At 64.7% G+C, this 25,310-nt stretch carries 24 protein-coding genes; 13 read left to right on the forward strand and 11 right to left on the reverse strand.

The window, feature by feature from the left end; genetic code table 11:
* A partial coding sequence (locus VN706_14570; protein ID HXT16860.1) for a prolyl oligopeptidase family serine peptidase occupies positions 1 to 1,079 on the forward strand: 1,079 nt, incomplete at its 5' end.
* Positions 1,080 to 1,082: 3 nt separating this feature from the next.
* Here the strand turns inward: VN706_14570 and VN706_14575 are convergent.
* The 3 genes from VN706_14575 to VN706_14585 are packed head-to-tail and all read right to left on the reverse strand — an operon-like array spanning position 1,083 to position 4,677.
* On the reverse strand, positions 1,083 to 2,810 hold the full coding sequence (locus VN706_14575; protein ID HXT16861.1) for a multicopper oxidase family protein: 1,728 nt from the start codon (positions 2,808 to 2,810) through the stop codon (positions 1,083 to 1,085).
* Complete coding sequence (locus VN706_14580) at positions 2,807 to 3,292, reverse strand: hypothetical protein (GenBank protein ID HXT16862.1); 486 nt, start codon at positions 3,290 to 3,292, stop codon at positions 2,807 to 2,809. The genes VN706_14575 and VN706_14580 overlap by 4 nt, the downstream gene beginning before the upstream one ends.
* Positions 3,289 to 4,677, reverse strand: a complete 1,389-nt coding sequence (locus tag VN706_14585) for a hypothetical protein (GenBank protein HXT16863.1) — start codon at positions 4,675 to 4,677, stop codon at positions 3,289 to 3,291. Before VN706_14585 ends, VN706_14580 begins: the two co-directional genes overlap by 4 nt.
* Positions 4,678 to 4,833: 156 nt before the next feature.
* On the opposite strand from VN706_14585, the gene VN706_14590 reads away from it, so the two are divergent.
* From VN706_14590 to VN706_14610, 5 genes are read left to right on the forward strand one after another with little or no spacing between them, the layout of a single operon-like run.
* Entirely contained in the window at positions 4,834 to 5,853 is a 1,020-nt protein-coding gene (locus tag VN706_14590; GenBank protein HXT16864.1) for an ion channel, read from the forward strand.
* Positions 5,854 to 5,860: 7 nt separating this feature from the next.
* A complete protein-coding gene (locus VN706_14595; protein ID HXT16865.1) occupies positions 5,861 to 6,373 on the forward strand; it encodes a hypothetical protein in 513 nt (170 codons plus the stop codon).
* Positions 6,374 to 6,429: 56 nt separating this feature from the next.
* On the forward strand, positions 6,430 to 7,164 hold the full coding sequence (locus VN706_14600) for a hypothetical protein (protein ID HXT16866.1): 735 nt from the start codon (positions 6,430 to 6,432) through the stop codon (positions 7,162 to 7,164).
* 3 nt (positions 7,165 to 7,167) lie between these two features.
* On the forward strand, positions 7,168 to 7,809 hold the full coding sequence (locus tag VN706_14605; protein HXT16867.1) for a hypothetical protein: 642 nt from the start codon (positions 7,168 to 7,170) through the stop codon (positions 7,807 to 7,809).
* Positions 7,810 to 7,824: 15 nt separating this feature from the next.
* Positions 7,825 to 8,484 carry an ATP-dependent Clp protease proteolytic subunit gene (locus VN706_14610; GenBank protein HXT16868.1) on the forward strand — a complete coding sequence of 220 codons (660 nt, stop codon included), beginning with the start codon at positions 7,825 to 7,827 and terminating at the stop codon, positions 8,482 to 8,484.
* A gap of 256 nt (positions 8,485 to 8,740) precedes the next feature.
* Here the strand turns inward: VN706_14610 and VN706_14615 are convergent, their stop codons facing one another.
* The 4 genes from VN706_14615 to VN706_14630 all read right to left on the reverse strand — a co-directional run bounded on the left by VN706_14615 (position 8,741) and on the right by VN706_14630 (position 13,230).
* Positions 8,741 to 11,344 carry an ABC transporter permease gene (locus VN706_14615; protein HXT16869.1) on the reverse strand — a complete coding sequence of 868 codons (2,604 nt, stop codon included), beginning with the start codon at positions 11,342 to 11,344 and terminating at the stop codon, positions 8,741 to 8,743.
* Positions 11,345 to 11,373: 29 nt separating this feature from the next.
* Positions 11,374 to 11,706, reverse strand: a complete 333-nt coding sequence (locus tag VN706_14620; protein HXT16870.1) for a PadR family transcriptional regulator — start codon at positions 11,704 to 11,706, stop codon at positions 11,374 to 11,376.
* A 76-nt stretch (positions 11,707 to 11,782) separates the two neighbouring features.
* Positions 11,783 to 12,346, reverse strand: a complete 564-nt coding sequence (locus VN706_14625; protein ID HXT16871.1) for a DUF488 domain-containing protein — start codon at positions 12,344 to 12,346, stop codon at positions 11,783 to 11,785.
* The gene (locus tag VN706_14630; protein ID HXT16872.1) at positions 12,325 to 13,230 is read right to left on the reverse strand and encodes a hypothetical protein; all 906 of its coding nucleotides are present in this window, start codon (positions 13,228 to 13,230) and stop codon (positions 12,325 to 12,327) included. Before VN706_14630 ends, VN706_14625 begins: the two co-directional genes overlap by 22 nt.
* A 118-nt stretch (positions 13,231 to 13,348) precedes the next feature.
* Here VN706_14630 and VN706_14635 point away from each other — a divergent pair, with 118 nt between their 5' ends.
* The 4 genes from VN706_14635 (at position 13,349) to VN706_14650 (ending at position 18,365) form a co-directional block, all read left to right on the forward strand.
* On the forward strand, positions 13,349 to 13,717 hold the full coding sequence (locus VN706_14635; GenBank protein HXT16873.1) for a hypothetical protein: 369 nt from the start codon (positions 13,349 to 13,351) through the stop codon (positions 13,715 to 13,717).
* Positions 13,718 to 13,908: 191 nt separating this feature from the next.
* Positions 13,909 to 14,097, forward strand: a complete 189-nt coding sequence (locus VN706_14640) for a hypothetical protein (protein HXT16874.1) — start codon at positions 13,909 to 13,911, stop codon at positions 14,095 to 14,097.
* 410 nt (positions 14,098 to 14,507) lie between these two features.
* Positions 14,508 to 14,798, forward strand: coding sequence for an XRE family transcriptional regulator (locus tag VN706_14645; protein ID HXT16875.1), 291 nt, complete (start codon positions 14,508 to 14,510; stop codon positions 14,796 to 14,798).
* Positions 14,799 to 14,972: 174 nt separating this feature from the next.
* Positions 14,973 to 18,365 (forward strand): protein kinase, encoded by a 3,393-nt coding sequence (locus VN706_14650; protein HXT16876.1) that lies wholly within the window; start codon positions 14,973 to 14,975, stop codon positions 18,363 to 18,365.
* On the opposite strand, the gene VN706_14655 is transcribed toward VN706_14650, so the two are convergent.
* The 3 genes from VN706_14655 to VN706_14665 form a co-directional block, all read right to left on the reverse strand.
* Complete coding sequence (locus VN706_14655; GenBank protein HXT16877.1) at positions 18,350 to 19,627, reverse strand: class I SAM-dependent methyltransferase; 1,278 nt, start codon at positions 19,625 to 19,627, stop codon at positions 18,350 to 18,352. The genes VN706_14650 and VN706_14655 overlap by 16 nt on opposite strands.
* 76 nt (positions 19,628 to 19,703) lie before the next feature.
* Positions 19,704 to 20,492: a carbon-nitrogen hydrolase family protein gene (locus VN706_14660; protein ID HXT16878.1), complete on the reverse strand. Its 789-nt coding sequence runs from the start codon at positions 20,490 to 20,492 to the stop codon at positions 19,704 to 19,706.
* Positions 20,493 to 20,535: 43 nt separating this feature from the next.
* On the reverse strand, positions 20,536 to 21,159 hold the full coding sequence (locus VN706_14665; protein ID HXT16879.1) for a sulfur transferase domain-containing protein: 624 nt from the start codon (positions 21,157 to 21,159) through the stop codon (positions 20,536 to 20,538).
* Between the two features lie 141 nt (positions 21,160 to 21,300).
* Here VN706_14665 and VN706_14670 point away from each other — a divergent pair, with 141 nt between their 5' ends.
* Together VN706_14670 and VN706_14675 are read left to right on the forward strand one after the other, a co-directional pair.
* Positions 21,301 to 22,962, forward strand: coding sequence for a hypothetical protein (locus tag VN706_14670; protein HXT16880.1), 1,662 nt, complete (start codon positions 21,301 to 21,303; stop codon positions 22,960 to 22,962).
* 55 nt (positions 22,963 to 23,017) lie between these two features.
* Positions 23,018 to 23,935 (forward strand): FkbM family methyltransferase, encoded by a 918-nt coding sequence (locus VN706_14675; GenBank protein HXT16881.1) that lies wholly within the window; start codon positions 23,018 to 23,020, stop codon positions 23,933 to 23,935.
* 6 nt (positions 23,936 to 23,941) lie between these two features.
* Here VN706_14675 and VN706_14680 read toward each other — a convergent pair whose 3' ends face one another.
* Positions 23,942 to 24,772 (reverse strand): M48 family metallopeptidase, encoded by an 831-nt coding sequence (locus VN706_14680; protein ID HXT16882.1) that lies wholly within the window; start codon positions 24,770 to 24,772, stop codon positions 23,942 to 23,944.
* A gap of 189 nt (positions 24,773 to 24,961) precedes the next feature.
* Between VN706_14680 and VN706_14685 the strand changes: the two genes are divergently transcribed.
* Positions 24,962 to 25,228: a hypothetical protein gene (locus VN706_14685; protein HXT16883.1), complete on the forward strand. Its 267-nt coding sequence runs from the start codon at positions 24,962 to 24,964 to the stop codon at positions 25,226 to 25,228.
* Positions 25,229 to 25,310 lie beyond the last annotated feature (82 nt).

Below are 25,310 nucleotides of genomic sequence, written 5' to 3' on the forward strand. Positions count from 1 at the left end.
AGTCCGGCGCGACACCGCTCGTGTGGGACGACGCGAAATACAACTTCGCCCGCGCCCGCGACGCCGAGACCTGGATCTTCACGAAGCAGACGGTGAAGGACTATCCGGACTACTGGGTGATGGGCGATGGGTTCAAGTCGCCGCGTCGTCTGTCGACCGCAAATCCGCAGCAGGCGGACTATGCCTGGTCGAGTGGCGCTCGTCTCGTCGACTACGTGACGGACAAGGGCGATTCGCTGCAGGGCGCGCTGTTCCTGCCGCCGAACTACGAGGCGGGCAAGAAGTATCCGACGGTGGTGTACATCTACGAGAAGCGCTCGCAATTCCTGCACAGCTACAGCGTCCCGAACGAGACGCAGGCATTCAACCCGAGCGTCTACACGAGCCGAGGGTATGCTGTGTTCCAGCCGGACATCGTGTACAAGGTGAACGACCCGGGTATGTCGGCGGTCTGGGCGGTCGTCCCGGCGGTGAAGGCCGCCATCGCGACCGGGATCGTCGATTCGGCGAACGTCGCGCTGCACGGCCACTCGTGGGGCGGCTACCAGACGGCCTTCCTCGTCACGCAGACGAACATCTTCAAGAGCGCGATCGCCGGCGCGCCGCTCACCGACATGGTGAGCATGTACAGCTCGATCTACTGGAACACGGGCGGCACGAACCAGGCGATCTTCGAGTCGAGCCAGGGCCGCTTCAAGGGCAACGTGGCCGACAACATGGAAGCCTACCTGCGCAACTCGCCGGTCTTCCACGCGAAAAACGTCAAGACGCCGCTCATCATTCTGTCCGACGACAAGGACGGCGCCGTGGACTTCAATCAGGGCATCACGTACTTCAACACGTTGCGCCAGATGGGCAAGGACGTGATCCTGCTCGAGTACGTCGGCGAGAATCACGGCTTGGCGCGTCCGATCAACATGAAGGACTACGCCATGCGCCAGAAGGATTGGTTCGATCACTACCTCAAGGGCGCGCCCGCGCCCGAGTGGATGACGAACGGCATTCCGCGCATCAAGATGGATGAGTACTGGCAGCAGCTCAAAGCGCAGCAGCAGGGCGCCGCGCCGATCGTCCCGTAAGCGTTACCGCACGCGCAGCATCGTCATCATGCCCGCGCCGAGGTGTTCGGCGATGTGGCAGTGCAGCATCCAATCTCCGGGGTTCGACGCGTCGATCAACAGATCGACCGTCGATCCCACGGGGATGAGGGCGGTATCCTTCCACGCCATGTTGCGCGTGCGCACGCCGTCGCGCGACACGACCAGCATTCGTTGCCCATGGAGATGGATCGGGTGCTGCATCGGATGAAATGACTTCGGGTCGTTGAAGATCCGGAGCTTTACCACCGATCCGCGCGCCGCGGTCCAGTCGATGTCCATGTTCTCCTTTCCCGTGGACTCGTCGCGCAGAATCCAGCGCACCTGCTTGCCCGTCGAGAGCCAGTTCATGTCGGGCATGCCGTCGACCCACTCGACCGGCGCGAAGTACGCGGTATCGACATTCATGAACTGCACCGTCGCGAGCGGTAGCGAGTTGGTCGCTACGGTCAGGCGCAGCGTCTTGTCGGGCGGCTTGTCGAAGTACGCGCGATACTTGTCGATGTCTCGCGAGACGTCGCTGTTTTCGCGCAACGCTGAGAATTGCGCCGCGTAGCTCGGCACCGCCGCCGCTGCATCGACGGCGATCGTGCCGAGCGTGTCCACCTCGGGCGAAAATTCGCCGGCATAGTGGTTGATCGCCTGAATGGCGTTCACAAACGCATACGTTCCGGGCCGATCGAACTTCACCTCGACGACGTATCGCTCCGCCGGAGCGATCACGACGCTCGGCACGCGTTCTTCGCGCTCGAACTTGCTGACGTCCGATGCCACGACTTTGATCGGCGCGCCGCCGAACGACAGGTTGTACGTGCGCGACGACGATACGTTCGTCAGGAAGAAACGCACGACGGCGCCGCGTTTCACGCGCAGCGAATATTTGGGCTCGCCGTTCACGAGCAGCGTGTTTCCAACGCGACCCATCAGCGCGAAGTCGGGCGACTCCTTGCCAAACGGAATGAGCGTGTCGCCGTTGATCAGCAGATCATCGAGCGTCAGCGTTTGCTCCCAGTTCACCGGCGAGTAATAAGACTTGTCCGGGGAATCGACGCGAATGTTGCCGAATAACCCCATCGCCTGCTCGATGTCTTCGCGCACGTGCGGGTGATACCAATAGATGCCCGCGTCGGGAAATTTCACCGTGTACGTGAAGTCGTCGCCGGCGCGCACCGAGTCCTGCGTGAGTCCGGGCATGCCGTCGAAGCGATTGTCCAGTCGCACACCGTGCCAGTGGACGGTGCTCGGCAGATCGATGCGATTGTGAAAGCGCACCGTGATCGTGGCGTTCTGCGGCACGCGCAGCAGCGGTCCAGGCACCTGACCGTTGAAGCCATACATGACGAACGTGTGGCCCTTGATCGTTCGGCGGACGATCATCGCCGTGAGATCGAGCGTATCGCCGTTGCGAAGTGGCGTGATGCGCGTGGGCTGCGCGGCTGGAAGTCGCAGCGGATCACGACCGGCGCCGGGAAGAAAACTCTGCACGGGCGGCGTGAGACCGACGAGTCCCGGAATCATCGGCATGCCGGGCGGCATCGGAATGGGCATACCGTTTCCCATATCCATAGCCATGTCCATCGACATCGTGTCGTGGCTCATGGGCGCCGGCTTCGGCGCAGGTTTCTTCGCCGGCGGTTTCCTTTGCGCGAATGTCGTCGCCGGCGTGATGCCGAGTGCGACTCCCAGCGCAAACCATGCGAGGCGCCGAATCACGGCGGTATCCCGCGAAAGAGCGGATGACTCAGAAACGACTGCAGCCACCCGCTCGGCGACGTACCGTGTAATACGGTGGGCCCGTCGTGCGTCGTCGCTTCCGCGCTCGACTCCGCCGTGATCACGAGGAGAAACTTGTTCAACTCCGCGTGCCCGACCGTGTTGTCGCCGTTGCGGACCACGCCCAGGCGCACCCATGTCTCGAGATCGGTGCTTGCTGCCCACGCGACGTAACTGCGATACGCGCCGAGCGTCGATGGTTCCGGCAGACTGTCGGCGTGAATTTGAACGTCGTAGCTCGCATGGCCGTCGGCCGTCGCGGCGACGCCGAACGGAGACGGCGCGTAAACGAGTCGCGCGCTTCCGTGTGCCGACGGCGCTTTCGGCGTGTTGAACAACGCAATGTCGAACGGCCCGGCGGTCGCGGCGAACACCGCCGCGACCGTGAACAACAGCGTTCCGCGAAGAGCTACGCTCGTCACGGCACGACCGGCTTCACCGCGCGATCGGGTCCGTGATCCCAATCCTGCACGCTCGAGATGTTCGGCATTCCGTAGTCATGACCATTCCAACCGTTGAATCCATCGAGATGGAAGAGCCAGAGTCCGCTGCGCATGTCGGACAGCACGATCAATCCGTCGTAATTGCGCACGTCCACGCCGAACGCGCCTTGCTCGACACTCGTCGTGCTTTGCCAGCCGTTGTCGGGTGTGCCTCCGAATCCGTGCTCGTGTTCACATTCGCAGGTGTACCACGCGCCGTCCGTCTTCGGATGCTTCGGGTCCTTGAGATCGAACACCTGCAACCCATCCTCGTACGCCGACACGAAGACATACGGCCAGCGCACTTCGTGATTGTGCGACAGGTCGCGCCAATCCGCCGTCCACGCGCTGATCGGGATGTCGATGTTCTGCGTCTTGCCCTGCTGGCCGGGCTCGAGATCCCATATGCGCAGCGGCGTGTATTGATATTCGGTCTCGGTCACGGCGTAATGTCCGTCGGGCGACGGCGTGAACGTGTGCGCGATGTCCATACCGAGACTGGTGATCGTGAAGAGCTGTTTGGGCGTTTCGGGATGGGTGACGTCCCACACCGAATAGCCGCCCAAGCCGGCGCCGTAGAACTTGTCCTGATGCGTCGCCGGGTCATAGCCGACGTAGAAGTCGTGATATCCGCCGCCGCCGATCTGCTTGAACGGCGTCGGATTGGGCACCTCGCCAATGAGCCAGGTCGATTCCGGCGCGCCGCTCACCACTTTCGCGAGATCATAGACCAGCGCCTTCGACTGATTGATCGTCGCGAAGTACAGCGCACGCCCGTCCGACGCCTTGTACGCGAAGGTATTGTGAAAGCCGCCCGGCGACTGCGGGTAGCGAATTCGCGCCACGACCTTTACGGCTTTTGGATCGGGCAGCCCCGTCACATCGAAGATCACCGCACCCAGATCGGCGTCGGGACTGCCTTGCATGAACTGATACGACTGCGCGTAGTAGTATTTGTTGCCGATCTTGAAATACTTGCCGTCCATCGCCCCGATGCCGCGATGCAGCTCCGGATTCTCGATCGTCCAATCGAAGATCTTTTTCGGCGCGGCGGTGTTCCCGATGTCGTAGATCTGCACGTCGAAGTTGACGAAGCCGCAGACATACACGTACGGCCGATTGCGATCCTGCTCGAGCTCGATGTCCGCCGCCTTCCACGCCCCAGGGTGCGTGACGACGTGCGCGAGCATCTTCATCTTGTCCGTTCCGCCATGTTTCTGATCGGACGCCTGGAGGGCAACGCCCGGGTCCTGCGCTACAGCCGAGCCGGCCAGTGTCGTGCTCGCGGCGGCGAGCAGCAGCAACGTGTTGAAGCGGTGCATCATGAATCCTCGAGCTGTGGGTAACCCGTCGGACGGCGCCGGTGCCGCGCGCGGCCGGTTTGGGAGTATGGGGCACGTTACATTGACGGGGCAAGGTGGCCTCGAACTCGCGCGCGCCCGTAGTTTTTGGGCTGCCCCTCATCCGGACCACGATTGCCGATGACCGCCCCCGACGTCCCTCTGAACGAAGAACCGAAAGATCTTGGCTTCGGCTCCGTCATCGGCCGCGTCAACGAGAAGCGGCTGCTCAATCGCGACGGAACGTTCAATCAGCGCCGCGAAGGTCTGCCGTTTCTGTCGTCGCTCAGCTTCTATCATTATTTTCTAACGATCAGCTGGGCGCGGTTCTTCGCGCTCATCGTCGGCGCGTACGCCGCCGCGAACACGACGTTCGCGCTGCTGTATTTGGCGTGCGGCGCCGGAGCGCTGAGCGGACCGATGCCCTCCGCGATGGGCGGCGCGTTCTGGCGCGCCTTCTTCTTCAGCGTCGAGACGCTCGCCACGATCGGCTACGGCAACATCGCGCCCACTGGCATGGCGGCGCACCTCGTAATGACGTTCGAATCGCTCATCGGTCTGCTCGTGTTCGCGCTGACGACCGGAGTTCTGTTCTCGCGCTTCGCGCGCCCCACGGCGGCGCTGATGTTCAGCGAGCACGCCGTCGTGGCGCCGTACCGCCAGAAGCACGCGTTCATGTTCCGCGTCGCCAACGCGCGCAGCAATCAGTTGGTCGAGCTCGAGGCGAAGGTGCTGTTCTCCCGCATCGAGGGCTCCGCGCGCTTGTATGACGAGCTCGCGCTCGAGCGGTCGCGCGTGACGTTCTTTCCGCTCAGCTGGACGGTGGTGCACCCGATCGACGACAAGAGCCCGCTCTTCGGCCGCACGCACGAGGAACTCACCGCCAAGGATGCCGAGTTCATGATCATGCTCACCGGTACCGACGAAACGTTCTCGCAGACCGTACACGCGCGCTCCTCCTACAAGCCCGAGGAAATCCTGTTCGGGCGCAAGTTCGTGAACATCTACAATCCCACCGACGCCAACGGCGTGGTGAGCATCGACGTGCGCAAGCTCAGTCACACGGAAGTCGCCGAAGGCGACGAGTGGGGCCATACGTCGACGTGGCACCACACCGGACATTTCGCCGGCTACTCGCCCGGGAAAAAGACGCGTGGTTGAAGCGAGAGTGAAACGGATCGCATCGATTGGACTCGCGTTGGTTGTCGTGTGCGCCGCCACCGCCGCGGCGCAGCTTCCGACGCCCGCCTGGGCGCCGCCGGCTCGGTCGCACATTCGCGGCTACGTCATGCGGCCCGACAGCGTGCCGCTCGACGCGTGGATCCTGCAGTACCGCGGCAACCTCGCCGAGCTCGGTACGTGCCTGCACTGTGACGTGACGGTCATTGTCCCGATCGACAGCATTCAGTCGCTCGAGATCGCGCGCGAGCGATCCAACATGACGGTGAAGCGATTTCTCTGGGGCGTCGGAAAGGGGACGCTCATTGGAGCGGCCATCGGCGCCGGGTTGGGTCTCGTTCTCATCGTCGGCCCGAAAAATTGCGCCAACGACAGCTGCGAGTTGCTTCCGCTCATTCCGATCGGCGGCGCCATCCTGGGCGGAGGTATCGGCGTCGTCGGCGGCGTCCTGCACGGGCTGCTCCAGCGAGCCGAGTACTGGGAGCCGGTCCGTCGATATTGACACCATTGTTGTACCATTGTTAGACTAAAGCGCAGCGCCTTTATCGAGAGGTTGGCATGCGCGTTGGTGACTTTGGGGTGGAAGTCGTGGCGGTGCGCGACGGCGACGTCCGCGAGCTCGAGTCGGGGCACGTCCTCGCACACACCGGAACCGTGTACGCCATTCGGCTCCGCAACTTCGGCCCGCTGCGTTGTGTGGCCGACGTGCGTGTGGATGGTACATCGGTGACTGCCCGAGGCCTCGTCGTCAACGCGTATGGCGTCGTCACGCTCGAGCGGCCCGTCGAGGGGCGCGACGCCGGCCGCTTCACGGTCATCGCCGAAGGCGACGAGCGCGTGTTCGGTCCCGACGGGGGCCGCGACAATCCGGACCTGGGCTCGATCGAGGTCAGCTTTCGCCGCGAGCTCCCGCGTGACTCGGCGCGCGCGCGGCCCGATCTGTCCGACGTCCCGATGCTACCCGTTCCGCGCATTCCTATGCCGCCTTCGCGCCCGATGGCGCCGCCCGAGTGGACGCCGCCTGGGTTGCCGTATGGCTTCCATGCGCGCGCGACCACACCGGCGTTGCCCGATGTCGCGCGCGACGACACCGATCTCATCGAGCGCGCCGCGGGCACGGGGCTCACCGGGCGCTCGATGCAAGAATTTGAATCAATTGCGATCGGACCGTTGGAGGCGGAGGCAACCGTGCTTCGTCTTCGCATCGTCATTGGAACGGACGACGCCTTCGATGCGTCCCGTCCGCTGGCCGACAACGATCGTGCGCCGGCCCGTCCGCCGGCGCGCCCGTAACACATGGCGCGCGCGAAGACACGCGGCGTCCGCCGCGAGGCACCGAGTGAAACGCGGCTCGAGCAGATCGAACGCGAGCTCGAGCGATGGCGCCGTCGCGCCGTTCCCGACGACACGGCCCCGCTCGATGCCGACGACCTGGCGCGTCTGACGCGCGACTGCTTCGCGTTCTTCGGCATCGATGCGGCGGGCGACAGCTTTTCGGTGAACACGGTTCACTACTATCGCCGCAAGGACATCCTCGACGAACCGGATGGTCGCACGGCGGCGGCGCGCTATGCTCTGCGCCATGTGTGGCAGGCAGTCGGCGCACGCCTCGCGGGACATCTCGGGCTCGTCACGCTCGCCGAAGCGCGCGATGCGATTCGCGGCGCCGGGGACGATGAGCTACGACGCTTCGTTGCGTCGCGCGTGGCGGATGCGCGCGCGCGGGACGCCGCGCGTCAGACTACGCCCGAGGCGCGTCCGCTCACGAATGCCGATGCGTCATCACAGACGGCAGCCGTCGCGGCGACTGCCACCGTCATCCCGCTCGGCGGCAACGCCATGTGTCTCATACCGACTGGCCACGACGCGCTGCATTCCAAGGATGCCGCGCGAACGCTCGTGGCGTCGCTTGCTCGCGGGCTCGGTCTCAATTCCTGAGGTGAGGAGAGTTTTATGTCGTCGATTTCGGTTCCGTACGTCATCGAGCGCACCGCGCGCGGCGATCGCACGTATGACGTCTTCTCGCGGCTGCTGATGGACCGCATTCTCTTTCTCGGCACGGAGATCAACGACGACGTCGCGAACATCATCGTCGCGCAATTGCTGTTTCTCGAAGCCGACGGCCCGGGGCGGGAAATCCAGATGTACATCAATTCGCCCGGCGGGAGCGTCCCGTCCGGTCTCGCGATCTACGACACGATGCAACACATCTCGTCGCCGGTCGCGACGACGTGCGTCGGCATGGCGGCGAGCATGGGTGCGTTTCTGCTCGCGTCCGGCGCGCCCGGCAGGCGCTCGGCGCTGCCGCATTCGCGCATCATGATGCATCAACCGCTCGGACGCGGCGGGCAGGGCACTGCGTCCGACATCGAGATCGTCGCGAAGGAATTCATCTATCTCAAGGGGAAGATGTTTCAGCTCATGTCGCGACACACGGGGCAGCCGCTCGAGTGGATCGAACGTGAGTTCGATCGCGACCGCTACATGTCGGCGTGCGAGGCAAAACGCTTCGGGATGATCGATCATGTCGTCGAGCGACGCGAGGAGCTCGTACCCGAGCCGACACGCGAGGCCGCGCACGATGACGGTAATCTCGTGGTGACGGTGGCGTAGCGAACCTCGACCACGGACAAACGGCGGACAACTGCGGATAGGCACGGAGACGGCGGAACTGCAGTTGACTGCTGTTGAATGATTATTTTTAGAACATCCTCGGGATGCTTCGCGACTGGAAGCTTCCCGAGAGTGTCAAAAAAAAAGGATTCAACGTCAAACGCCGTTACAACGCAGTGCAAACGCCGTCTCCGTGCCGGTCCGCCGTTGTCCGATGTTCGTCCGTGGTAGGCTGTTATCCGCCGTTCGTCCGTGATTACTCGGCGCGAATCGCCGTGAGCGGATCGACGCCCGCCGCGCGACGCGCCGGGATGAACGCCGCGGCCAAGCCCGCCGCGCCTAGCACGATCACGACGGCGGCGAACGTGAGCGTATCCGTCGGCGCGACGCCGTAGAGCAATCCACTCAGCACCCGCGCGCTGGTGAACGCCACACCAAGCCCGAGCACGAGCCCGACGCACACCGGCAGCATGCCGCCGCGCAGGACCATGCCCACGACGGCGCTCGTTGGCGCACCGAGTGCCAGGCGAATGCCGATCTCGGAGCGTCGCTGCGACACACCGTACGCGATGACACTGTAGATGCCGGTGCTTGCGAGCAGCAGCGCAAGTCCGCCAAACGCGCCAAGCAGCCACGCATGAAAGCGTGGCCGCACGACGGATTGCGATATCATCGACTCCAGCGATTGCGGCCGATGCGCGACGAGCGATGCGTCGACCGAATGCAGGGCGTCGCGGATCGGCGCGGCGAGCGCCGCGGCATCACGCGAGGAGCGCATGGCGATCCACACACCGGGAAAGGTCTCCTGCGCGTACGGGACGTAGATGGCGGGCTTCATCGGCGTGTCGAGCCCTTCGTACACGGCGTTACCGACCACGCCGACGACGGTGCGCGTTTCATTGTTCACGTCTATGCGTTGTCCGACGGGATCGACGCCGGGAAAGTATCGTTGCGCGAGTTGCGCGCTGATGATCAGCACGCGCGGTGCGGCCGAATCGTCGCGTACGTCGAAGAAACGGCCGCGCGCGAGTGGAATGCTGAGCGCACCGAAATACTCCGGCGTCGCGGGGATGTAGATCGCCGTCGGCTCGTGGCCCGGTTCCGGCTTCGGCTTTCCCGTGAGCTCGAAGCTTTCGATTTCTTGAATGCGTGTTGGTGGAAGGCTCGTGCTGGCACCGGCGGTCGTGACGCCCGGGATTTGGCGCAGCTTCGCCAGTAAATCCTGGAGTGCGCGGCTCTTGGACTCATTCGACGCATAGCGCGGACCGAGCATCGTCACGCTCGTGACCGTCACGCCTGTCGGCTTCACGCCGAGGTCCGCCGACGTCAACTCGGCGAAGCTGCGAAGCATGAGGCCCGCGCCAACGAGCAGCACCACGGCGAACGCGACCTCGAGCGTCGTGAGCGCGGAACGCGTGCGCCCCGCGTGCACGCCACCGCCTGTGCCCTTTCCTTGCGCGCGGAGCGCCTCGTGCACGCCGCGCCCCCATCCGAGCAGCGCAGGTGCGACGCCAAACAGCAAGCCTGTCAGCAGCGACAAAACGAAGGCAAAGGCGAGCGTCTCTCCGTCGATCGACACGTTCTCGAGCCGTGGAATATCGGCTGGACCGAAGCGCACCAATATCCGCGTCGCCACGAACGCGAAGCCGAGGCCCGCGCCACCGCCGATGAGACCGAGCAGCACGCTCTCCGTAACGAGTTGCCGCACGACTCGCCCGCGATGTGCGCCGAGCGCGCGGCGAACGGCGAGCTCGCGCGCCCGGGCCGACAATCTCGCGAGCAAGAGGTGCGCGACGTTCACGCATGCGAGCAGCAGGATGAGCCCCGCCGCGCCGAAGACGGTCCAGAGGCCGCGTTGGACGTTGCGAACGGTATCATCGCGAACGGACTGCACGTGAATGTCCATGCCGCGATCGATCGTGGGATATGCATCACCGAGCCGGTGCTCGATGTCGTTCATGACACGATCGGCCTGATCGCTCGTGACCGCTGGTTTGAGACGCGCCACGACGCGATATGCACGCAACGTGCGACTGGCCAGCCAGACATTCGGGCCCGGACCGGTCTGTGCGACGATCGAGTAGAGCGTCGTCCAGAGATCGATGTCCGGAGTAGGAAAGTGGAAACCTGGCGGCATCACACCGATGATCGTGTACGGCTGTCCACCCATTTCGAGCTTCGTGCCGATCACGTCCGGCTTGCCGGCGTATCGCTCCTGCCAAAGGCGATAGCTGATCGTCACGACGGGCGCGTCCTCTTCGTCGGGGCGAGGCAGGCGACCGAGCGTGGGATGCGCCTCGAGCACATTGTACAACGAGCTGGTGCCGAGGATGCCGCGCGCCTGCCCGCCGCCTTGTGGACCATTCAAATCGAAGCGGTTGAACGCATACGCACCGAGCGACTCGAACACTGAAGTTGACTGCTTCTCCCAGTCGTGGACGTCGGGCAGCGAGGTTGGGTCGCGATCGGTTGGCGTCGACGTTGGCGACGTCCACACCGAAACGAGTCGGTCAGGTTGTGTAAACGGAAGCGGCCGCAGAATGACGGCGTTGACGATGGTGAAGATCGCGGTATTGGCGCCGATGCCGAGTGCCAGCGTGAACACGACGGCGGCCGTGAAGCCCGCGTCGCGACGCAGAACGCGCCATGCGTAGCGCGTGTCATGCAGCAGATCGTCGAACAGTCCAAGGCTCCACATGGCGCGAGCTTCCTCCTTGAAATAGGTCGCGTTGCCGAGCGTACGCGAGAGTTGAACGCCGCCGGCCGACGGCGATCGATCCCGATCGAGAAGCTGCCGATGATAGCGCATCTCTTCGTCGAGCTCGGCGCTCAGCTGGTCGCGGCGGAGGCGGTCCCGCAAGCGGGACAGAAACTCACGGGCGCGCATGGTCAGACGGATCGCATGACGCGATGAATGGCGGTGAGCAGCTCGCCGAAGCTCTCTTCTTCGTGGCCGAGCTGTTTGCGTCCGGCGGCCGAAATGGTGTAGTAGCGCGCGCGCTGGTTGTTCGGCGTCCGTCGCCACTCGGCGGCGACCCAGCCGCGCTGCCGCAGCCGCTGGAGGGCGGGGTAGAGCGAGCCTTCGTCGATCTGCAGGACCTCGCGCGACCATTCCTTGATGTGGAGCGCGATGCCGTAGCCGTGTTGCGGCCCGGCGGTGAGGGTCTTGAGGATCAACATGTCGAGCGTGCCGGGGAGCAGGCTCTGTTTTCGCGGGGACATGGGCGGCCCATGGGATAGATTGTCTATCCCATAGACACACCCGAGCTCGAAAGGGTTCGCCCGGCGCTCGCGGGGTTCAGAACAGCGTGCGCTGATCGTCCTCGGGCGCGGCGTACGTCAAGCGGCCGCGCACGACGCGGGCGGGGTCCATGAGCCGGTGCGCCTCGGCGGGCGCCTCATCGCGGATGTGCAGGACGTCGTGTCCCTGCGTCAGGAGCACGTCGGAAATCAGCCGGCGGTGGCAGCGCCACCACAGCAGCTCGGCGCACATGATCGTGGTCCGAACGCCGGAGGCCGCGGCGACCAGTTCGGTCAAGCCATCGGCGAATTCCTCGGTCGCGATGTGGTCGGCGTAGCCGCGAAAGGAGTCGTTGCGCCAGCCGGTATTCGGAGAGCCGGGTACCGGCCGCCGGCGTCCGCCGAGCGACGGAAGCCACTCGTAGGCGACGCCGGCGCGTTCAAGCGCGCCGGCGAGTTCGGCTGATCCAAATTGCGGCAGACGGCGAGAGCCCGGAAACCGGCGTACGTCGATCAACGCCTCTATGCCCTGCGCCTGCAGAACTGCGAGGAACTCCTCGATCGACCGTGTAGAGTGGCCAATCGTCCAGACGGTTGCCGTCAGGGCGTCTTTTTTCCGCAGAGCGCGTCCTGAAGTCGTGCCGTCGGGGCCATGCTGGCGAGCATGTCTGGATTCAAGTCCTTCATCATCGACCGCATGTCCATGACGCGGAAGCCTGCCGGCGCATGGAACAACGAGTCGGCGAGCGGGCCGTGGCTCAGCTCGACGATCTCGTCCGTCGTCGTGACGGAGATTGGGCGGCCGTCGGCATCCGTGCTCTGTGAGTGTTTGATGGTGCGGAGATGCGAGCCTTTGGGAGTCGCCGCCGTAACGCGCGTGTCGTCCGGCATATCGTCCATGTCGCCGAACATCTTGCCCATCGTCTTGGCCATGGCGTTATCCGCAGCCGACTCGAGGTCGACGTCGGGCGCGATCCACGTTTCCTCGACGCCGGTGGTGTGGCGCGTGCAGCCCTGCTCGCCCTCACCCACCTGCATGGTCCAGTCGAAGGTGTTGCGATAGTGCCGTGTCGCGTGGCCGAGAATGCGTTCGCCCGCGCCGAGGTTCTCGACGGGGCCGGTGGACATGTGATTTCCGGATGTTGTGAGTTTTTTGATGTCCGCCGTCGCGTTCTTCATCGTCGACCCGACCATGCCGAGGCCGATGATCGTCGCCATGTGCTGGTTGGGCATGACCATGGTCACGGTGCTGTCCACGGAATCGAAGATCATGTACATGCCTTCGGCGTCGGCGCTTTGGTCGCGCGCGCCGGAGATCTGGGCGAACTCCGTGCGAAGGTAGCGCGGTGTGATCTGCTGGCGCATGGCCATCGACGACGGCCCCTTGCCGGAGTCGGTCGTGGTGTTCCTCGTGACTGTCCATCCGACAATGGGCGCTTGGCCGCGGGCGGTCGCGGCGACGATCGCAAGAGCGAACGCGGCGATCGTCAAGGGCGTGCGTTGCATGGAGTCTCCGGCCAACATTAAATGTATTTTAATACGTGAACACTAAACGCGTGAATTGTCACAGCGGCGCGGCACCGCACTTGCCGTCGTGGACGGTCCTGCTCGACGTGGAGACGGTATGTCCAATGAATCCGGGAAGCAAGGACAGAATGATCAAGATTCGACCGCCGGGTGGGCGGCCGACGGTGTCCTTGCGGCCGCACGGGCCTGTTTGCGGCGTGCTATCGAAAACGAGCTTTCACCCGACACGACGCCCCGCGATCTGCGCGCGTCGGACGCCGTGTTTCGGCAGCTCAGCGATTGTGTGCAGGAATACGTGCGCGTGCTCGCCCGCCTGAAGCACGACGAGCGAAGCATTCTCGAGACAATTCTCGGCGTGTTCGACGATGCGGCGTTTCCCGACGAGCCGCATCCGGCGCTTCGCATGGCGGTCGCCGAGTGGGCGGCCGAGGCGTTGGAGGAGTCGAATCCGTCGACGACTCCGTGACGAGTTGATACCCGAACCCGCGAATCGTCTGCAGCGCGTCGCCAACCCCGATGTGGGTCAGGCGTTTGCGCAATCCACAGACGTACACCGGAAGCGACCGTGCGCGACTCGACCCGCCTCCGGGCTCGGGCGGCCACGTGCGCTCGACGAGCTCTCTCCGTGAGAGCGGACGGCCGGAGGCGTTGAGAAGAATGGTGAACAGGCGCCGCTCGATGCGCGACAACGTCGCTCGCCGATGTCCGTTGGCGACGGTCGATCGCGACCAGTCGACGACGACGCGGCAGCCGCCGATCTCGTGCTGTGTCACCGACGGGCCCGGGAGACTGACGCGGATGCGCGCCGACACGCGTCCGTCGCTCGAGGTGAGCGTGAAATCGTGAGTACCCTGAACGAGCGCCTCGAGCACTCGCGAGGCGGCGCCCGGCGACGTCTCGAGTTGCGCGACCACCTGTACGCGGCGGCCCTTTGCCATGCCATGCTCGGGAAGGAGACGAGCTCCAAGCTGTCACGTGCGTGCCGGGATCACCGTTACATGGGGTGCATCGGGTTTCTGTCGGTGTATACAATGCGCCGAGCCGCCCCGCGACGAGAGAGTTGTATCAACCTGAGTCGGCTATGCGGGCGCATGTATAAAAACAATAATAGTCGGCGAGTAAAGGATTTTTACACCGCGGGATGAGCGGACCCTATTCCGAAACATTAAAGCACGTTTAATATTCGGCGTCGCTCGTTGCGACGCGGTGGCAAAACCGTTTCCACGTTGAACTCACTCCTTCCGAGGATATTCCTAATGGCGGCACGCTCCAAGAGACCAAGAAAGTCCCCCGAACGCGTCATTCCCAAGGAAACGCTCGCCGAGTTCGTGGCGGACGTGCTCGAAAAGCGCGGCCTGAGTCAGACGGAGGCGGCGGAGCTGATGGACGATGCGCCGTCGCAAGTGTCGCTGGTGGTCGGCGGGAAGGTTCGTGGTTTTTCGCCCGAGCGCCTGCTGCGCATGATCTCGAAGCTCGGACATGACGTCGAGATCGTGATCCGGAAGGGCCGCGGCAACACCGGCAAGGTCCGCGTCGTCACGCGATAGCCGAACCGAACCACTCGGCGGCGCGACCGCCGTCGAGTGGCCGCGTTCGCTCGCGTTGGCTGCGTCAGCTGCGTCAGCTGCGTCAGCTGCGTCAGCTGCGTCACTGGCTTCACCAGTGTCACTAGCGTCTCGCGCGAGTGATTCGTATGTTCGCGCCGTGTCCTGCGTATCCCGATGACGGAGCTGCGGTCACGCCTCGAGTCCAGCCTCGGCGAGGCCTATCGGATCGAGCGTGAGCTGGGCGGCGGAGGCATGTCGCATGTCTTCGTTGCCGAAGAAGCCGCGCTTGGCCGACGCGTCGCGGTCAAGGTGTTGCGCGCCGATCTCGTCGCCGAGATCTCCACGGAGCGATTCAGGCGCGAGATTCTCGTCGCGGCGCGGCTACAGCACCCCCACATCGTCCCGGTGCTGACCGCTGGTGAAATCGGCGGCGTTCCATTTTATACCATGCCGTTCGTGTCGGGCGAATCGCTCGACGTGCGGCTTGCTCGCGAAGGCGCGCTTCCCATTCGTGAGGCCGCACGCATTCTGGCCGGCATCGCGCGGGCGCTGGCGTACGCGCATCGCGCCGGAGTGGTGCACCGCGACATCAAGCCGGGCAACGTCCTCGTCGTGGACGGAACGGCCATGGTCACCGACTTCGGCATCGCGAAAGCGATCGTCAACGCTCGGCGGACGGATTCGGGCGTGCAGCCCGATGCGTCTCGTCCGCAGGAGACCTTGACGGCGATCGGCGAGAGTGTCGGCACACCGGCCTACATGGCGCCCGAGCAGATCAGCGCCGATCCCGGAATGGATCACCGGGCCGACATTTACAGCTTTGGAATCCTCGCGTACGAGATACTCGCCGGCCGCCGGCCGTTCACCGCGAGCGGGTATCAGTCGCTGATCATCGCGCACCTGACGAAGTCGCCGCAACCGCTGGCGGAGATTCGGCCCGAGGTTCCGGCGGAGTTGGCGCAGCTCGTCACGGAATGCCTACGGAAGCAACCTGGAGAGCGTCCCGCAACGGCCGACGAGCTCGTCGCGCCGCTCGATGCGTTCGCGGCCGGTCATCGCTACCGCGGCGGCGCGCGGGCGAGCAGCGCGCCGGCCATGCGCACGACCGACGAGCAGCGTGCGGCGGCAGCCGTCGAGCGAACGGCGCGTCCGGTCGTCGGCCGCGACTTCGAGCTTGCCGCGCTGACCGCGAGCTTCGATCGCGCGTCACACGATCGCGGGTTGGTACACGCGATCGCCGGCGAGCCGGGCTTGGGCAAGACGACGCTCGCGACCCGCTTCCTGGAACAGACCGCGGGGCAGGTCGAGCGCTGCCGCGTCGGCGTCGGTCGATGTTCGGAGCGCCTCGCTGGTGCCGAAGCGTATCTGCCCTTTCTCGAGGCGCTCGAAGGTTTGCTGAACGGTCCCGACGGAGCGCTCGTCGCGCAGGAAATGCGCGAGATAGCGCCGGCGTGGTATGCGCAGGTGCGGCCCGCGACGATGTCCGATCCGTCGGGCGCGCGGACGCCGACGGACGCGCGAGTCGGATCGGCCGAACAGATGAAGCGGCAGCTGGGCTCATTTCTCGTGGAGTTGACGCGTTCGGGCCGTCTGGTGGTCTGCCTCGAGGACGTCCACTGGGCGGACGCGTCGACGGTCGATCTGATCGTCTATCTCGCCGATCGGTTCGATACGCTGCCGATGCTGCTGCTCGTGACGTATCGGCCGTCGGATCTGTTGGCGGCGCGCCATCCGTTCGCCGACGCCGCTCTGCGCCTGCACGAGCGCGATCGTATTCGCGAAACGTTCCTGCGCGCGTTCGACCGGCACGTACTCGGCGAATATGTCGACCGCGCGTACGAGAGCAACGAGTTTCCGAGTGAATTCGTCGATCTGATCTTTCAGCGCACCGAGGGGACGCCGTTGTTCGTGGTGGATCTCATGCGGCAGCTGGCGGACCGCGGCGTGATTGGGCAGCGCGACGGCAGCTGGCGGCTGGAGCGTGCCGCCGATACCGTCGACGCGGAAATTCCGCAGTCGATTCGCAGCGTCATTCAGCGCACGATCGATCGGTTGGACGAGCTGGATCGCCGCTTGTTGACGATCGCGAGCGTGCAGGGCGCCCAGTTCGATTCCGCGGTCGTCGCCGGCGCGACCGGATTGCCGCCGGAACAGGTCGAGGAGCATCTCGAGCGGCTCGAGCGCGTCTACGCCATGGTGCGGCTGGTCGAGGAGCGTGTGATCGGCAAGCGGCATCCGTCGCTGCGGTACGCGTTTTCACACATCTTATATCAGAATACGCTCCAATCCCCGTTGCGGGGCACGCGTCGTATGGCGCTGAGCGCGTCCGTTGCGTCGGTGATGCACGATTTGTACGGGGACGATCCGGCGGTCGCGGCGGAATTGGGCGTGCTGCATCGGGCGGCGCGGCAGTTTGGCGAGGCGGCGCGATGCTTCCTCACCGCGGCGCGCACGGCGACGCGGCTGTTCGCCAACAAGGAAGCGGTCTTGCTCGCACGGCGCGGGCTCGACGCGGCCGCGGCGATGCCGGACGACGACGAGCGCGCACGAATCGAGCTGGATCTCCAGCTCGCGCTCGGCGTACCGCTCAACGCGCTGTTCGGTTATTCGGGCAGCGAAGTGGAATCGGCGTACTCGCGCGCCCGCGAATTGTCGGCGCGCTTCAGCGATCCCGCGACGCAGATTCCGGCGCTCCATGGTCTCTATCGGTTCTACGTCGTGAGCGGGCGCCTGCACACGGCGCGTGACGTCGTCGAACAGCTGGTGCACGTGGCCGAGGCGACGGGCGATCCGAGGCAGATCTTCATTGCGCGCACCGCGATGGGCCCGCCGCTCATTCAGCTCGGCGAATTCGAGCGCGGCGTCGAGTTCCTGCGCTCCGGCATGTCGGTGTACGATCAAATGCGCACGGACGTCGATCGCTTGACGTATGGCGCCTTCATGCCCGGCGCATGGCTGGCGATCGCTCTGTGGATGCTCGGCGACGATGCGCTGGCGCTGGAGGAGAATCGTCGCGCGCGCGAGCACGCCGACACACCGTTCGCCAAGGCATACGCGGTCACGCTCACCGCGTGGCTGCACGCGCATCGCGGCGACGCGGAATTGACGAAGCAGTATGCCGAACAAAGCATCGAGATCTCACGCACCCACGACTTCGTCCAGTGGCGTGCGGTGGGCGTGCTCTTTCACTCGTGGTCGCGCGTGGTGCTTGGCGATCATGACGAGGCGCTGTCGACGCTCGTCCGCGCGCTCGACGGATATCGCGCTACGCAGGCAGAAATGAATCTGCCGCACTACATGTGGCTGCTCGCCGATGCCTACCACCGAACGGGGAAGCCCGCGCTGGCGCTCGATACGCTCCTTCAGGCGCAAGCGGTTGCCGAGAAGAATGACAATCGGTGCTGGGAGCCCGAGTTGCATCGCTTGCGCGGCGAGATCCTGCGTGAGCGCGGTGACCGGCATGGCGCCGAGCATTCGTTTCAACGCGCGCTGTCGATCGCACGCGATCAGAACGCGGGGTCGCTGGTTCGGTTAGCCGAGGCGAGTTTGGCTCAAATCGGTTTGTAGCAGCCGATCTCGTGCGAGGGCCGTCCGGAGGCGCGTTGAAAGACGACGCGGTAGCTCTCGAGTGATCCGCTCCGTTGTAGTTGATGCGCGCCTGCCCAGAGGTACAACCGAAACAGGCGATACACACGCTCGCCGACGATCGGCAGGACGCGATCGTACGCTGCCTCGAGATTGCGCGCCCACGCCTGAAGCGTGAGGTAATAGCTGTGGCGATCGTTGTGCAGCGCGATCGGCTCGAAGCCATGCGCGATCGCGGCCGCGAAGAGGCCGGGCAGATACACCGGGGTGTGATTTCCCGGAAACACGTACGTCGACGTGAACGTGCTCACTTTGTACTTGCGCTGCCCGGCGGCAAAGTCCATGTAGACGCGCCCCGCCGGTTTGAGAAGCGTGGCGAACCGCGCGAAGAGTCCGTGATAGTCGGGCAAGTGCTCCATGACACCGAGCAACGTGATGGCGTCGTATTGAGCGGCAGAGGAGAACGCGAAGATACTTTCGCGCACGACCTCGAGCCGGCCCGGTTCAGGATTGCGCAGACAGAAATCGGAGAGGAACGCGTACTGGTCGTGCGAGAGCGTGAGCATCGTCGAGCTGACGCCGCGCGGCGCGATGAACTTCTCGAACGAGGCCCAGCCACCGCCGACGTTCAGCACGTGCGAGCCGCGCCGCAAGCGGCACACGTCGACGATGTACTCGAGCTTGTTCACGACGGCTTCGTCGAGTGAATCGTCGTCCGCCGTGTACAGCGCTTGCGAGTACAGGCCGTATTGCTTGTCGAGAAACGCCCAGTAGAACTCGTTGCCGAAATCGTAGTGCTTCGGCACCCACGCCATGTCGCTGCGCCGTTGGCCCAGCACCAGCGGAATTACGTGGCGCAGCAGCGACCGCAATGGGCGGCGATCGGTGAGGATGCCGCGCAAGTCGAGACAACTGAGAAAGTCGCCCTCGACGTCGATGTCACCGCGCAAATACGCCGTGCCCAGCTCCATCTCGTCGAGACTGACGAGCGCACGCCGGCCGCGGTCGTTGCGGACGCGCAGCAGGAATCGCGCGCGTTCTCCGTCGTCGCCGGCACGCGCGTCGCCTTGCAGATGTTCGACCGTTCCATCCGGCAGCTCGACCACGAATGGAGACATGCCGGTGCCGGCCAGCCGCTTGTGCAGCGAGGACAGCACCGATGTGCGGCGGCGCTGTTCGCGTTCGTGGTTGGAGAGTGGTGGCGGCGGTGCGAACGACGTGACCCGATGTGCTGTTTGAGGCATGGTCGGGTTGCTGGTGGGAGGCGAGGACGACGGCCGCGAAGATTATGCTGCGGCCATCGGTCTCGAGCAAGATCCGTCAGGCCGTTCGGCAGCGATTCGCAAGCAGTCCCGTCGCGGCGCCGGTTTCGATGTCCGCTATGAGCAGTCCGCTAACGCCGTAGGGTTGCCACGCGAGTACGCTGCCGTCGGGGCTCACCACGGCAGACGTGGTGGGCGATCCCTCGCCCGCGCAGTTCACGCTCGCGAAATAACAGGTGTTCTCCGCGGCGCGACACAGCATCGCCTTTTCATGAAACGTGTTCGCGGGATCGGCGAAGGCGGTCGGGCGATAGCTGTTCGCTTCCGCCTCGCCGAAGTGCGGATGAAACACCACGTGTGCACCGCGCCGAGCTGCCCACCGGACGGTTTCCGGATAGCGCCAGCCTTCATGGCAAATTGAAATGCCAAACTTCAATGGCCCGCACTCGAACACACGCCGCTCGGCGCCAGGCACGTATGTGGCTTCTTCGGAAGGGTCGAGCTGCACCTTGTCCTGAAAGCCGGCGATCGATCCGTCGCGGTTGATGACGAGCGCGGCGATACGCGCCGTTCCGTCGACAACGCGTTCGGTGCCGAGGACCACGGCGACGTTGGCTTCGCCGGCGGCTAACGCGATGTCACGCCACGCGCTCTCGAGAAACTGCGCGTCGGGCGGCGGAAGCTGTCTGTCCGCCGTGCGGTATCCAGGCACGTAGCACTCAGGAAAACACAGGATGTCGGCGCGCTCCGTCGCCGCATGAGCAATCGCCCGTTGCGTCAATGCCACCGACGCAGCGGGCGATTCAGGGTACTCGAGATTCGCGAGCGCGATTCTGACGAGAGTCATGCAAGCATGATAAAGACGAGCCGACGAGTCGCGCCAGATGCGATCAGGAGTGCGGATGACCGAGCGTCGGAAGATCGCGACCCAGGAGGTCCTCGACGGGTTGCCGCCCGTTGTTGCCCATACGGTGTTCGTCCATGAGGCCGATGGCGCGGGCGTTCGCGAGGGCTTCGTCGACTGGAATGCCGCGTTCCTTGATCAGGTACGCCGCCCAGAGATGTGATGCGCGCCACCCGATCGTGCAGTGCAGGAGCACCTTGCCGCTCGATTCGCGAACGGCGTTGCTGAACTTCGTCACGGCGTCCGGCGAATACGGAAATTCGGAATTTCCACGCATGGGGATATAGACGTACTTCATGCCGAGCTGCGAGACCAGCGCGGCTTCGTCGAAGTTCACGGAGCGCTTCATTTCCTCGGGCGTTCGCAGATTCACGACGGTCGTGACGCCCTGCGCCTTCATCTCGCGCAGCGCGCGTTCCGTCGGCTGTCCGCCGACGAAGACGTCGTCGCCGACGCGCGCGATGGTCGATTGAAACCTGCCGGCGGAGTCGAGCGCGACCGGAGCGGGTAAATGGGTGATCTTGGCGGCGCTGGTGAAGTGCTGCGCGCGAGCGCCATATGGCAGCAGTACGCAAAGTGCGAGTGAGAGAACGATCGGGCGGTGAGACATGAAGCTCTCCAGAAGCGGTAATGCCGAACCATCGCCGCCGCGAGCGATGGCCGCAATGTCGAGTGTCCGACGATTTCGGCCATGTACAGCATTGGCACGCCACCCTTTCATCCCGCGTACATTCGCTCTACGATTTGCCGCATGAATCGTCGACTCGTTGCATTCGGCGCCCTGGCGGCGCCGGCGATGGCGTTCGCTGCCGCGAGACATCGCGCTGAACGCGACGTCGAACAGACGAAGCAGGGCACGCGTCCGCCGATCGGCGTCGTCGCAAGCTTCGATGGATTAGGCAGCGGATTCTCCGGACCGCAGGGCAACGCCGCGCTGCGCAACCCGTCGGACAACTCCGTGGCGGTCGGGCCCAATCACATCGTTCAGATCGTGAACACGCGCATGGCGATCTTCACGAAGAAAGGTGCGCGATATGACACGACGGGCCGCGTGTTGTACGGCCCGGTGGAAACGCGGAACGTGTTTCGTGAATTCGGCGGACCATGCGAGCAGCGCAACAACGGTGACGCGGTGGTTCGGTACGATCAGCTGGCGGGGCGGTGGTTGATCGTCATGCCGATCTTTTCGCGCATCGCCGAGCAGTCGGATCCGCGCGGGGCGCCGCGTGCCGGTGACGGATCGCGCGAGAGTTTGCCGGGCGTCGCGGGTCAGCCTGGTGCAGCGGTTCGCCTCTACGAGCCGCCACCGCCGCCACCGCCGCCGCCTGACACGACGCCGCGCGATACGTCGCAGCGACGTGCGCGACCGCCGCAGCCGACGACGGGCGTATATGCCATGTGTTACGCGGTGAGCACGGGCAACGATCCGTTCGGCCCATACTATCGCTACGAATTCATTCGCCCGCTTTTTCCCGATTATCCGCGTCCCGCCGTCTGGCCCGACGGCTACTACGTTCCGACGAGCACCGGCGACGAGGTCATACAAAAACACGCCTGCGTCGTCGAGCGCGCGAAGATGTTGATCGGCGCGCCGGCGCGCGAGCAGTGTGTCGTCATCGACAGCGTCAATTTCCTGAACAACGCCGACGTCGACGGAATGAACGCACCGCCCCGCGGCGCTCCGAACATCATGCTTGCGGCCGGCGGACGGCAGCTCGCGAAAGTGATGGAGGACTCGGTCATTCTCGCCTGGACATTTCACGTCGACTGGAACGATGCGGCGCGCACGCGAGTGAGCGGCCCGACCAACGTTCGTGTGGCGCCCTATCACTATTTGTGTAATGGCCAGCTGACGAATTGCGTGCCTCAACCGGGCGTCGAACGCCGGTTGGACGCGCAAGGCGACAAGCTGATGGCGCGCGTGGTGTATCGCCGCGTTGGCGGACACGAATCGATCGTGGCCGCGCACTCGGTCGATACACACGCGGGGGGCGGCGGAGTACGCTGGTACGAATTCCGGCTCGACGCGCGGCGACTGCCGGCGTTGTATCAGCAGGGAACGTACGCGCCCGACGGGGGCTTTCGCTGGCTGGGCAGCCCGGCGATGGATGCCCGCGGCAACATCGGCATCGGCTACTCGTTCGGCGATTCGACGACGTTTGTCGGGCAACGCTTCGCGGGACGACGTGCCGGCGATCCGCGCGGCACGTTGTCACTTCACGAAATGGTGCTCGCCTCCGGCGAAGCACCGCAGACGAACACGCTGCGCTGGGAGGACTACACGCAAACCGCGGTCGACCCGAGTGACGATTGCACGATCTGGTACGTGGGCGATTACGTCAAGGCGGGCGCGACGAACTACACGACGCGCATTGCCGGCGTGCGCTTTCCCGATTGTCGCGGAGCGCGATGAACCGCGTTCGGCAACGCGTTGCGCGGCGGGCGTTGCGCACGGTAGACTGCGCGTCATGAGGAAACAGCAGACCGCGACGCCGCTCGCTTCCGAGGTCCGGACCAATCGGCTCGTCGAGCGGCTCATCTGGTCTCTCCGCGACACGCGGCTGGCGCGCCGGATTTCGCTGTCGCTTTCCGTGCGCTATCGCGGACGGTCGATTCGCGTTCCGGTCATCGATGGCCTGGGGCTTGGGAATTCCCGGCTCACCGAACCGTGGATGCTTCCGTTGCTGGAGCGGCTGCTCGCGCTGGACTCGCGCGCGGTTCTCGATGTCGGCGTCAACCTTGGTCAGACGCTGATGAAGTTCCTGCTCCTGAGTGATGGGCGGCGCTACATCGGGTGCGAGCCCAATCCGTTGTGCGTATTCTATGTCGAGCGAATGGCGGCGTTGAACGACGCACGAAGCGTGGCGATCATCCCATGCGGGTTGAGCGACCAGCATGGCGTATTACAATTGTTCTCCGGTGGTCCCGTCGATTCCGCGGCGAGTCTCGTCGCGGGCTTTCGCGACGCGTCGGAGTACACCTCGTCGCGCATTGCGATCGTCGCGCCGGGCGACGAGGTGCTACAGGTGGCGGGAGCGCCGCCCATCGGCATTCTCAAGATCGACGTCGAAGGCGCGGAGCTCGACGTCCTGCGCGGACTCCATCAAACGCTCGCGCGAGACCGGCCTCTGGTCGTGTGCGAAATCCTTCCGACGTATTCCGACACGACGGAGAACGGTCGCATGCGACGCAAGCGAGCCGACGCCGTGACGGAGGTCATGACATCGCTCGGCTACCGGATGTACCGCATCAATCACGCGGGCGGCTTGCAACCCCTCGATCGCGTCGAAACACACGGTGACGTCGAGCTATCCGACTATCTCTTCGCGCCGCGAGAGCGCAGCGGCGACGTCGAACGCGCCTTCGGCGTCGCCGCTGCGCATTGACGACGCTCAGCGCGCAGGCGGCGGCGGCGGAAGTTGAGCCAGCCGGCGCTTCATGTTGTCGAACGCCTGCGTATCCGTGCGCAGCCGGTTCAGCGTGGCCGCCGACGTCGAATTGAGCATTCGTTGAACATCCGCGATACGATCCTGCGTACCCGGGTGGTCGGAGAACCACGACGCCGTGGCACCGCCGCCGTTGCTCTGCTGCTCTTCGGCGAGCAGCTTCTCGAAGAACGTGAGCATGCCGCGCGGGTTCAAACCGGCGTTGATCTCATTCTGGAAGCCGCCCTCGTCGGCTTGCACTTCGTCGTCGCGACCGAACTTCGCGAACAGCAGCGTACCGCTCGCCTGAATGCCCGCCTGAGCGAGCCCGGAGTTGCAGACATTCGTCAGCGCGCAGAGCACGCCGGCGCCGACGTTTGCGCCCTGCATCTGCTCCATCTGCTTCACCGAGTGCCGGCGCACGACGTGTTCGATCTCGTGGCCGAGCACCGCCCCGAGCTCGCTCTCGTTGCTCGCGCGGGTGAGCACGCCGCGGTTCACATAGATGAACCCGCCCGGCAGCGCGAACGCGTTGACCTCGTCGGTGTTGACGACCGCGAAGCTCCATTGCAGGTCGGCGCGCGACGTATGACTCGCAATCTGCTGGCCGAGACTGTTCACGTAGCTGTTGATCGTGGGGTCGTTGAGTATCGGGAGCTGCTGGCTCACCTGCGCGGCCTGCTCCTGGCCGAGCTGCACTTCCTGTTGCTGCGAGATGCTGCACGCCCCGAGCAGCATCGCGGTCATCACTAGCGTGCCCTGCCGTAAGCGGCTCGGGATACAATGAGTATTGGTCATGGCAGGCCTTCATGAAGCACTCAGCGTACCAGCGGCTCGGCGCGGCACGTCGATCCCGTGCGCTCGATCCGCGGTTCGTGAAATCCGGTGGCGAGACTTGCCGCGGTCCACTTGATGCTGCATTGTGCATACAATTCGCGCCGCCACCCTCGGCGTTCGGCCTTCATCATCGGCAACCAGGAGCAGAGAATGTCGACGACACGTGGCTCGACGATCAGAACAGCGATTCGACTCGGGCTCGCATTGGCGGCGGCAGGGGCGCTCGGCGCGTGCGCTTCCATTCCGCAGCGGGCATGGGCAAACGGCCAGGCGATGACGCAGAGTCGCGCCTATCAATCGGTCATGGCGGGCAACAAGAGTTTCCAGGCACACCGCGAGCTGCAGTGGAGTCTCGACCCGCGGCGCTTGAACTACCAGGAAGTGAACTACCCCGCGTTCGGGCAGTGGTGGTACTGACGCCGAGGCATTGACGGACGGGGCTCGCCCGGCCGCCAAACACGATCGGCACGAGACGTTTTCGGCCCGCGCAGACTGCGCG

Source organism: Gemmatimonadaceae bacterium (genome assembly GCA_035606695.1).
In the GTDB taxonomy this organism is placed as follows: Bacteria; Gemmatimonadota; Gemmatimonadetes; order Gemmatimonadales; family Gemmatimonadaceae; genus JAQBQB01.